Annotated in this window: 7 protein-coding genes and 1 pseudogene; 7 read left to right on the forward strand and 1 reads right to left on the reverse strand. The window is 73.6% G+C overall.

The genetic code is table 11. The annotated features are described in order from the left end of the window. Nucleotides 1-252: 252 nt before the first annotated feature. From HCN56_RS19345 to HCN56_RS27530, 6 genes and pseudogenes are all read left to right on the forward strand, one after another. Complete coding sequence (locus HCN56_RS19345; RefSeq protein ID WP_245246759.1) at nucleotides 253-1,149, forward strand: response regulator transcription factor; 897 nt, start codon at nucleotides 253-255, stop codon at nucleotides 1,147-1,149. Nucleotides 1,150-1,264: 115 nt separating this feature from the next. Beyond that, nucleotides 1,265-2,326 (forward strand): sensor histidine kinase, encoded by a 1,062-nt coding sequence (locus tag HCN56_RS19350; RefSeq protein ID WP_209312943.1) that lies wholly within the window; start codon nucleotides 1,265-1,267, stop codon nucleotides 2,324-2,326. A 462-nt stretch (nucleotides 2,327-2,788) separates the two neighbouring features. Next, entirely contained in the window at nucleotides 2,789-6,619 is a 3,831-nt protein-coding gene (locus HCN56_RS19355; RefSeq protein ID WP_167972908.1) for a multifunctional oxoglutarate decarboxylase/oxoglutarate dehydrogenase thiamine pyrophosphate-binding subunit/dihydrolipoyllysine-residue succinyltransferase subunit, read from the forward strand. Nucleotides 6,620-6,755: 136 nt separating this feature from the next. After that, nucleotides 6,756-6,935, forward strand: coding sequence for a DUF6104 family protein (locus HCN56_RS19360; RefSeq protein ID WP_167933764.1), 180 nt, complete (start codon nucleotides 6,756-6,758; stop codon nucleotides 6,933-6,935). 158 nt (nucleotides 6,936-7,093) lie between these two features. Then, nucleotides 7,094-7,885, forward strand: a complete 792-nt coding sequence (locus HCN56_RS19365; RefSeq protein ID WP_167972910.1) for a DUF4097 family beta strand repeat-containing protein — start codon at nucleotides 7,094-7,096, stop codon at nucleotides 7,883-7,885. A gap of 1 nt (nucleotide 7,886) precedes the next feature. Then, a pseudogene (locus tag HCN56_RS27530) lies at nucleotides 7,887-8,169 on the forward strand (PadR family transcriptional regulator); the annotation flags it as partial. A gap of 466 nt (nucleotides 8,170-8,635) precedes the next feature. Here the strand turns inward: HCN56_RS27530 and HCN56_RS19375 are convergent. Continuing rightward, nucleotides 8,636-9,598, reverse strand: a complete 963-nt coding sequence (locus HCN56_RS19375) for a zinc-binding dehydrogenase (protein WP_167972914.1) — start codon at nucleotides 9,596-9,598, stop codon at nucleotides 8,636-8,638. Between the two features lie 200 nt (nucleotides 9,599-9,798). Here HCN56_RS19375 and HCN56_RS19380 point away from each other — a divergent pair, with 200 nt between their 5' ends. Beyond that, the gene (locus HCN56_RS19380; RefSeq protein WP_167972916.1) at nucleotides 9,799-10,347 is read left to right on the forward strand and encodes a GNAT family N-acetyltransferase; all 549 of its coding nucleotides are present in this window, start codon (nucleotides 9,799-9,801) and stop codon (nucleotides 10,345-10,347) included. Nucleotides 10,348-10,447: the final 100 nt, after the last annotated feature.

The raw sequence follows: 10,447 nt of genomic DNA on the forward strand, positions 1-10,447 counted from the left end.
CTCGTGCGGTGTCGCCGGGCGGCACAACCGCCGAGACCGGCCGGCCGGGCCCCGTCCGCCCCCGCACCGCGTGGCGCGGGACCGCCGCGGCCCACCCGCCGCACCCCGCGTCCGCACGGTGCGCGCGACATGATCCACCCGGCTCTCCTGACTCCGTAGCCCGTGCGGCGCAAGGCGCCGTACGCTGCTCACCAGCAGCAGGAAAGCCAGAACCAGCCGACTGGCTCCACACACTCTCCCGGGGCGGGACAGATGACACAGAGCGACTTCACTGCGGGCAACGGCGAGGAACAGCCGCGCCCCATGACGACGGCAGGCCACGACGGCACCGCCACCACAGGTCCGATAACCGACGGCGTCCCGGCCGCGGGCGACGCACCGCCCGCCGACGAGGCGGGCGACCCCTCGGAGGCCGGTGCCGCCAGCACCCCCGGCGCGCAGCGCCGCATCCTGGTGGTCGAGGACGACCCCACCATTCTCGACGCCATCTCGGTACGGCTCACCGCCGAGGGCTTCCTCGTGCAGACCGCCTCGGACGGCCCGGCCGCTGTGGACGCCGCCGGGGGCTTCCAGCCCGACGTGATGGTGCTGGACGTCATGCTGCCGGGGTTCGACGGGCTGGAGGTCTGCCGCAGGGTCCAGGCCCAGCGGCCGGTGCCGGTGCTGATGCTGACCGCGCGCGACGACGAGACCGACATGCTGGTCGGGCTCGGCGTCGGCGCCGACGACTACATGACCAAGCCGTTCTCCATGCGGGAGCTGGTCGCCCGGACCCACGCGCTGCTGCGGCGCGTGGAGCGGGCGGCGGCCGCGGCGACCGCGCCGCGCCCCGGCGGCGTCCGCCTCGGCGACCTGGAGATCGACCGGGCGCAGCGCCGGGTCCGCGCCGGCGGCAAGGACGTCCACCTCACTCCCACCGAGTTCGACCTGCTGATGCGCCTGGCCCGCTCGCCCCGTGCGGTCCTCACCCGGGAGCAGCTGCTGGCCGACGTGTGGGACTGGGCGGACGCCTCGGGCACCCGGACCGTCGACAGCCACGTCAAGGCGCTGCGACGGAAGATCGGCGCCGAGCGCATCCGCACCGTGCACGGGGTGGGCTACGCGCTGGAGGCCGCGCCGGGCACCACGGTCATCGCCGACGGGAGCTGAGCCCCCGGTGGAACGCGTGCGCGGCGGCGTGGGCGGCTCCCTCCCCCCGGAGGGTCCCGCCCGCCCGGACGGTGAGCTCCGGACCGACGGGGAGGACCGTGCGCGGACCGGGCCGCTGAAGCGGCTGTGGGAGCTGAGCCGCCCGCTGGACCCGTTCCGGTCGGTGCAGGCGGCGCTCGGCGCGCTGGTGATCGTCTCCGTGGTGATCACCACCGTGCTGATCCTGCTCGCCTACCGGTCGGCGATCGAGCTGCGGCTGATCGCGCTGATAGCGGTCATCGCCTCGCTGCTGCTGACGCAGTTCGTGGCGCAGGGGCTGGCCGCGCCGCTGACCGAGATGACCGCGGCGGCGCGGGCGATGGCGCGCGGCGACTACCAGCGCCGGGTGCGGGTCGGCCGACGCGACGAGCTGGGCGACCTGGCGCGCGCGTTCAACCGGATGGCCGCCGACCTCCAGGCGACCGACCGGCACCGCAAGGAGCTGGTCGCCAACGTCTCGCACGAGCTGCGCACGCCGATCGCCGGTCTGCAGGCAGTGCTGGAGAACGTCGTCGACGGCGTCGCCGAGCCCGACCAGAAGACCATGGAGACGGCGCTGCGGCAGGCGGAGCGGCTGGGGCGGCTGGTGGAGCAGCTGCTGGACCTCTCCCGGTTGGAGAACGGCGTGGTGCCGCTCCAACCGCGCGAGTTCTCGGTGCGGGCCTACCTGGAGACGGTGGCGGACAACGCCGACTGGGCCGCGGGGCGCGGCCACTCCCGGACCGACGTGCGGGTGCACCTCGACGTGCAGCCCGAGCAGCTGGTGGCCAGCGCCGACCCGGAGCGGTTGGACCAGGTGGTGACCAACCTGGTCGACAACGCGGTCAAGCACAGCCCGAAGGACGGGCGGGTGACGGTGGTGGCCCGCCCCGGCCAGCTGCCGGGCGGGCTGGTGCTGGAGGTCCGCGACGAGGGCCCGGGCATCCCGGCCGACCAGCGCGAGCGGGTGTTCGAGCGGTTCGGGCGGGCGGGGCTGCCGGGCGAGACGCCGCGCGACGGCGGCACCGGCCTGGGGCTGGCGATCGCGCACTGGGCGGTGAACCTGCACGGCGGGACGATCGCCGTGGTGGAGTCGGCGAGCGGCTGCCACATCCGCCTCACCCTTCCGGGAGAAGACCCGGGACACAGGTTGACGTAGGGTCGTAGCAGGTGTGCTGCCGGTCCCCGCGAGCCGCCCACGACGCCGGTGACGGCGATCCGTGCGGCGCGGGACCGTGTGTCGCACGCGGCCGTACCCGTGCGCCACGCCGGGAACCGCTCGGTGCCCTCGGGCGCCGGGGTGCCGCGTGGACCGGCAGGGCGCCGCCCACCGGCGGTTTTCCGCCGCGCTCCGCACCCCGTCGGCTTTCCGGCGGGATGCCCGGAACGCGGCGGTCGGGGCGCCGATGTCCGGATGCGGCCGGGGGCCGCAGCCGCCGATCGGCGATTCCGGACGCGAGCGAACCCGAGTTTGTTCCCTTGCTGAACACCGCCGAAACCCCGCGCTAAATGTGACGTACGCGACCTCTGAGGACCGGGGACTGCGCCGCGGCCGGGTGAAGGCGTAGCCTTGATCTCCGCTGTCCATCACCTTGCGAAGCGGAAGAGGGCGGTTGCCGCCGTGTCGCCACAGTCCCCGAACACCTCGAGTGCCTCCACCGACCAGGCCGGATCAGGCCAGGCCGCGTCAGGAACCGGCCCAGCGGCCGGATTCGGCGCCAACGAATGGCTCGTCGACGAGATCTACCAGCAGTACCTGAAGGACCCGAACTCCGTCGACCGGGCGTGGTGGGATTTCTTCGCCGACTACAAGCCGGGCGCGAACGACGCGGCGAAGAAGCCGGCTGCCGCCGGCTCCGCCGGTGACGCACCCGCGGCTTCGGCCGGCTCGGACGACGGCGGGCCCGCGGAGCCGCAGGCCGCCCCGTCCGCCGACGCGTCGTCGAAGGCCCCCGCCGAGACCGCCCCCGCGGAGAAGGCGGCCGCCAAGCCGGCCCCGGCGAAGAAGGCCCCCGCGAAGGCCCCCGCGAAGGCCGCGGCCAAGCCCGCCGCCAAGCAGGAGAAGCCGGCCGAGTCCGGTTCCTCCGGCCCGGAGCTGGTGACGCTGCGCGGCCCCTCGGCCGCGGTCGCCAAGAACATGAACGCCTCCCTGGAGCTGCCGACGGCCACCTCGGTCCGCGCGGTCCCGGTGAAGCTGCTGTTCGACAACCGCATCGTCATCAACAACCACCTCAAGCGCGCCCGGGGCGGGAAGGTCTCCTTCACCCACCTCATCGGCTACGCGATGGTGCAGGCCGTCAAGGCGATGCCGGACATGAACAACTCCTTCGCCGAGAAGGACGGCAAGCCGACGCTGGTCAAGCCCGAGCACGTCAACCTCGGGCTCGCCATCGACCTGGTGAAGCCCAACGGCGACCGCCAGCTCGTCGTGGCCGCCATCAAGAAGGCGGAGACGCTCAGCTTCTTCGAGTTCTGGCAGGCCTACGAGGACATCGTCCGGCGGGCCCGCGCCAACAAGCTGACGATGGACGACTTCACCGGGGTCACCGTCTCGCTGACCAACCCCGGCGGCATCGGCACCGTCCACTCCGTGCCGCGTCTGATGCCCGGCCAGGCCGTCATCGTGGGCGTCGGCGCCATGGAGTACCCGGCGGAGTTCCAGGGCACCAGCCAGGACACCCTGAACCGCCTCGGCGTCTCCAAGGTCATGACGCTGACCAGCACCTACGACCACCGGGTGATCCAGGGCGCCGCCTCCGGCGAGTTCCTGCGCACCATGTCGTCGCTGCTGCTCGGCGAGAACGGCTTCTACGACGAGATCTTCGAGGCCCTGCGGATTCCGTACGAGCCGGTCCGCTGGCACCGGGACATCGACGTCAGCCACGACGACGAGGTCACCAAGGCCGCCCGGGTCTTCGACCTGATCCACTCCTACCGGGTCCGCGGCCACCTGATGGCCGACACCGACCCGCTGGAGTACAAGCAGCGCAAGCACCCCGACCTGGACATCAAGGAGCACGGGCTCACCCTGTGGGACCTGGAGCGCGAGTTCGCGGTCGGCGGCTTCGCCGGCAAGTCGATGCTCAAGCTCCGGGACATCCTCGGCGTGCTGCGCGACTCGTACTGCCGCACCACCGGCATCGAGTACATGCACATCCAGGACCCGCAGGAGCGCAAGTGGATTCAGGACCGGGTCGAGCAGCCCCACACCCCGCCGGAGCGTGAGGAGCAGCTGCGCATCCTGCGACGGCTCAACGCCTCCGAGGCGTTCGAGACCTTCCTGCAGACCAAGTACGTCGGGCAGAAGCGGTTCTCCCTGGAGGGTGGCGAGTCCGTCATCCCGCTGCTGGACGCGATCCTGGACGAGGCGAGCGGCGCGGCGCTGGACGAGGCCGTCATCGGCATGGCCCACCGCGGCCGTCTCAACGTGCTGGCCAACGTGGTCGGCAAGTCCTACGCGCAGATCTTCCGGGAGTTCGAGGGCAACCTCGACCCGAAGTCGACGCACGGCTCCGGCGACGTGAAGTACCACCTCGGTACCGAGGGCACCTTCACCGGCCTCGGCGGCGAGAAGATGCAGGTCTCGCTCACCGCGAACCCGTCCCACCTGGAGGCCGTCAACCCGGTCGTCGAGGGTGTGGCGCGGGCCAAGCAGGACATCATCGGGAAGGGCGGCGCGGACTTCACCGTCCTGCCGATCCTCATCCACGGTGACGCGGCCTTCGCCGGCCAGGGCGTGGTGGCGGAGACGCTCAACATGTCGCAGCTGCGCGGCTACCGCACCGGCGGCACCGTGCACGTCGTCATCAACAACCAGGTGGGCTACACGGCGCCCCCGACCTCCTCCCGCTCGTCGATGTACTGCACCGACGTCGCGCGGATGATCGAGGCGCCGATCTTCCACGTCAACGGCGACGACCCCGAGGCCGTGTGCCGCGTGGGCCGGCTGGCCTTCGAGTACCGGCAGGCGTTCAACAAGGACGTCGTCATCGACCTCGTCTGCTACCGGCGCCGCGGCCACAACGAGGGCGACAACCCGGCGTTCACCCAGCCGCTGATGTACAACCTGATCGACAAGAAGCGCTCGGTGCGCAAGCTGTACACCGAGTCCCTCATCGGTCGGGGCGACATCACCCTGGAAGAGGCGCAGCAGGCACTGAAGGACTTCCAGGACCAGCTGGAGAAGGTCTTCAAGGAGGTCCGCGAGGCCACCGGGACCGACGCGCCAGCCGACATCCCGCCGCCGCTCGGCGGCTTCCCGGTGCCGGTCGAGACGGCCGTCACCCAGGAGGCCCTGAAGCGGATCGCCGAGTCGCAGGTCAACATCCCCGACCGCATCGAGGTGCACCCCCGGCTGCTGCCGCAGCTCCAGCGGCGCGCCGCGATGGTCGAGGACGACAACATCGACTGGTCGATGGGCGAGGCGCTCGCCTTCGGTTCGCTGCTGATGGAGCGCACCCCGGTGCGCCTCGCCGGCCAGGACTCGCGCCGCGGCACGTTCGTGCAGCGCCACGCGGTCCTGATCGACCAGCAGACCGCCGACGAGTACACCCCGCTGCTGTACCTCTCGGACGACCAGGCCCGGTTCAACGTCTACGACTCACTGCTCAGCGAGTACGCGGCGATGGGCTTCGAGTACGGATACTCCCTCGCCCGGCCGGACGCGCTGGTGATGTGGGAGGCGCAGTTCGGCGACTTCGTCAACGGCGCGCAGACCGTGGTGGACGAGTTCATCTCCTCCGCCGAGCAGAAGTGGGCGCAGACCTCCGGCGTCACGCTGCTGCTGCCGCACGGCTACGAGGGCCAGGGCCCGGACCACTCCTCCGCCCGGATCGAGCGGTTCCTGCAGCTGTGCGCGCAGGACAGCATGACGGTCGCCATGCCGTCGCTGCCGTCGACCTACTTCCACCTCCTGCGGTGGCAGGTCCACAACCCGCACCACAAGCCGCTGGTGATCTTCACCCCGAAGTCGCTGCTGCGGCTGAAGGCGGCCACCTCCAAGGCGTCGGAGTTCACCACCGGCGGATTCCGCCCGGTGATCGGCGACGACAGCGTGGACCCGGACACCGTCCGCAAGGTCGTCTTCTGCTCCGGCAAGGTCTACTACGACCTGGACGCCGAGCGGCAGAAGCGCGGGATCACCGACACCGCCATCGTGCGGCTGGAGCGGCTGTACCCGCTGCCCGGCGACGAGATCCAGGCGGAGCTGGCCAAGTTCCGCAACGCCGAACGCTACGTCTGGACGCAGGAGGAGCCCGCGAACATGGGCGCCTGGCCGTTCCTGTCGCAGAGCCTGGTCGACCACCTGGACCAGGTCATCGGCTCGGCCCGCATCAGTTCCGACAAGCTGACTCGGGTCTCGCGCCCGGCGTCGTCCTCCCCGGCCGTGGGTTCCGCCAAGCGTCACCAGGCGGAGCAGCAGGGCCTGGTCAACGAGGTCTTCGACCTCTGACCGGCGGATGAGCAGTGACGGGGCCCGGATCGTTCGTCGGTCCGGGCCCCGTGCCGTCCGCGTCCCCGCCCCCGGCTCCCGGGGGCGGCGCGGTCTCCCACCCCATCGACCGACCGACCCCCGCGGAGTGTCTTTCGTGTACTTCACCGACCGTGGCATCGAGGAGCTGGAGCAGCGCCGTGGCGAGGAGGAGGTGAGCCTCGGCTGGCTGGCGGAGCAGTTCCGGGTCTTCGTCGACCTCAACCCGGACTTCGAGGTGCCGGTGGAGCGCCTGGCCACCTGGCTGGCGCGGCTGGACGACGACGAGGACGACTGAGCCCCCGCGCGGGGCGCCGCCCGGCGGGCTCCGGGCCGGTTGGCACCGCGACAGTCGCGACCTATCGTGAACGGGCGGCGGCGATCCGCCGCCCCGCGCCGCCGGCCGCCGGCCGGGGCCGCACGGCACGCCCGTCCAGCCGCTCGCAGGAGGCCCCCGTGGCGCTACCCGACAGCTCGCCGGCCCTGACCCGGCCCGGCTCCCTCGACCTGCCCTGCCCCGCCGCGACCGACGGCCGGCTGGAGCTGCTCGTCGGCGCGGGCGAGGTCACGGTCGTTCGGGACCCGGCCGCCCGGCAGGTCCGGGTCGAACTGCGCGACCTCCGCGGCGGGCGGCTCACCACCCGGTCGGCCTCCGGTTCGGTCCTCGTCTCGCTGGAGGGCACGGGAAACCCGCGCGCGGCCGTGCTGGTCACGCTGCCGCCGGGTCCGGCGCTGACGGTCCGCACCCGGTCGGCCGCCGTGCTGGTGCTGACGGCGCTGACCGCCGGCCCCGGCCGCTCGGAGGAGGCGGGTCCGGTCGAGGTGCATGCGGTGGACGGCTCGGTGGAGTTCCGCCGCGCGGGCGGCCCCGTGGCCTTCCGCACGGAGTCGGGAACGGTGACGGTCACCGGCCCGACCGGGAAGCTGACCGGCGCCACCGTCTCGGGCGGGGTCCACCTCGACCTCTCCCCCGCCGGCCGCACGCCGGCGGCGGCGGACCGGAGCGTCGAGGTCACCACCGACTCGGGCCCCATCGCGGCCCGGGTGCCCTCCGGCGAGGCCGCGCAGGTGCGGGCGTCGAGCGGGACGGGCCGCGTCGTCAGCGACCTGCCCGCCCCCGCCGGCTCCCTGGGGGACCCCGGCGGCCCGGCCCGTCCCCCCGCGCGGTGGTCCCTCGTCTCGCGCTCCGGCGGCGTGGCGCTGCTGCGCCGCGCGCCCGACGCCCCGTCACGCGGCGGGGTGGGTTGAGATGGCGGCGGTGTTCGGACACGGCCGGCTGCGGCTGTACCTGTTGCAGCTGCTCGCGGAGTCCCCGCGCCACGGGTACGAACTCATCCGGCTGCTGGAGGAGCGCTTCCGGGGCGCCTACACACCCTCCGCCGGCACCATCTACCCCCGGCTGGCGAAGCTGGCGGCCGACGGGCTGATCCGGCCGACGGCGACCGGGGGCCGCAAGGTGTACGCGCTGACGGAGGCGGGCGCGGGCGAGCTGGCCGCCCGCCGCGGTGAACTGGCGGAGCTGGAGCGGGAGCTGGCGCCGGTGCTCGCGCGGGCCGGGGAGGCCCGGCCCGGGCGGGTCGAGGCCGTCGCCCCCCGGCCACCCCGCCCTGCCGCGCCGCCGGCACCGTCGACGGGTGCGGCGCAGGCACGGCATCCGCACGGCACGCAGGACGGGCAGGACGCACACGGGCAGTCGGCCGGTGCGGCCGAACGGCTGCGGGAGTGGGAGCGGCTGCTGGACGGCCTTCGGGACGAGATGCGCGACGCAGCCCGCGACCACGGGGTCGGAGAGGCGGAGCTGCGGACGGCCCGGCGGCTGCTGGCCGAGACCTCGGCGCACCTGGTGGCGCTGCTGGCCTCGCCGGACGCCTACCGGAACCGCGACCGCGGCTCGGCGGACCGCCCCTGACCGCGCCCGCCCGCCCCCGACGGCCGGGCGGGCGCGGTCGGCCGGGCCGTCAGACCGTCAGACCGTCAGACCGTCAGACCGTCAGACCGTCAGACCGTCAGGACGATCTTGCCGAAGAGGTCGCCGGACTCCATCCGGGCGAGCCCCTCCCGGGCGCGGTCCAACGGCAGTACCTCGTCCACCAGCGGCCGCAGCCCGCGCGAGGCGCAGAACGACATCAGTCCGGCCAGTTCCTCACGGGTCCCCATCGTCGAGCCCACCACCCGCAGCTCCAGGTAGAAGATGCGGTTCAGCTCGGCGGAGGGCGGCGCCTGGCCGCTGGTGGCCCCGGAGATGACCATCGTCCCGCCGGGCCGCAGCGACTTCACCGAGTGCTGCCAGGTGGCGGCGCCGACCGTCTCCAGCACGGCGTCCACCCGGCGCGGCAGCCGTTCCCCGGTGCCGAAGGCGGCCTCGGCGCCGAGCTCGACCGCGCGGCGGCCCTTGGCCTCGTCCCGGCTGGTCACCAGCATCCGCAGGCCGGCGGCCGCGCCCAGCACCACGGCCGCGGTGGCGACGCCGCCGCCCGCGCCCTGCACCAGCACGGTGTCCCCGGGCCGCACCGCGGCCTGGGTGAACAGCATGCGGTAGGCGGTGAGCCAGGCGGTCGGCAGGCAGCAGGCCTCCTCGAAGCTCAGCTCCTTCGGCTTGGGCAGCACGTTCCAGCGCGGCACCGCGACCCGCTCGGCGAACGATCCCTGGTACTTCTCGGTGAGGAGGCTGGGGCGCTCCCCGGGTGCGACGCCGTGGCCGGTGGCGCCGATCACGGAGTGGATGACCACCTCCTCCCCGCGGTCGTCGGTCCCCGCGGCGTCGCACCCCAGGATCATGGGGAGCGCCTCCTCGCGGATGCCGACCCCGCGGAGCGTCCACAGGTCGTGGTGGTTGACGGAGGCCGCCCGGACGTCGACGACCGTCCAGTGGTCGGGCACCCGGGGATCGGGGCGCTCCCCGAGTTCCAGGGCGTCGAGTGGCGTCCGGGCGTCGAACCGTGCGGCGTAGGCGGCGAACATGGGCCGACCGTAGCGGGGGGCGGCGCCGGGCGCCAGGGTGCGCGCCCGGCGGGCGCCGGAGCCCGCGCACCCGCCGGGCGGACATCGCCCGGTAACCGGCTACCCGCGACCGGGGCCGCCTGCGACGATGAGGGTGATCCGGGCGGACCGTCGCCCGGGACGGTCGGTCCGGGGTGGGCCGGACAGAAGGGGCGTGTGACATGGCCGAGGTGTTCCACCGGCGGTTGAGCCGCTGGCAGGCCGAGGACAAGCGGTCCAAGCTCGCCGAGCTGTACGTGGACGCCTACCGTGACCGGACGGACGCCGGCGCGCCCGACCCTGCGGCGTTCCTGGAGCGGTTCGCCGACCATCTCCAGCAGCCCGAGTTCGACATGATCGTGGCCAACGACCCCGCGCTGGTGGGGTGCGCCTACGGGTTCCGCATCACCCGGGAGGGCAACTGGCTCGACCGGTTCGCTGGCATTCCGCGCGAACTGGAGGAGCTCGTCGAGGTGACCGGCGCCCGGCAGCTGTTCGTGGTGGCGGAGCTGATGGTGCTGCCCGCCTACCGCCGCCGGGGGGTCGGCGGGCGGCTGCTGGACCAGTTGCTGACCCGCATCGGGGTACCGGTGGCCGTGGTGCTGATCGACCCGGGCGACACCGAGACGCAGGGGGCGTTCTCGGCGTGGGGCTGGACCAAGGCGGGGGTGATGGCGCCGCGCGGCGAGGCCAAGCCGCAGGAGGCGTGGTGCCTGCGCCGCGAGGCGTGACGGCGCGCACTCCGGGTCCGACACCCGCCCGGTCCGTCGCCCGCCCCCGCGCACGACCGCGCCCCCGGGGTCGCCCCCGCCCGAGGCGATCCGCGCCGTC

The organism is Streptomyces lonarensis (assembly GCF_012033735.1).
GTDB classification, from domain to species: Bacteria; Actinomycetota; Actinomycetes; order Streptomycetales; family Streptomycetaceae; genus Streptomyces; species Streptomyces lonarensis.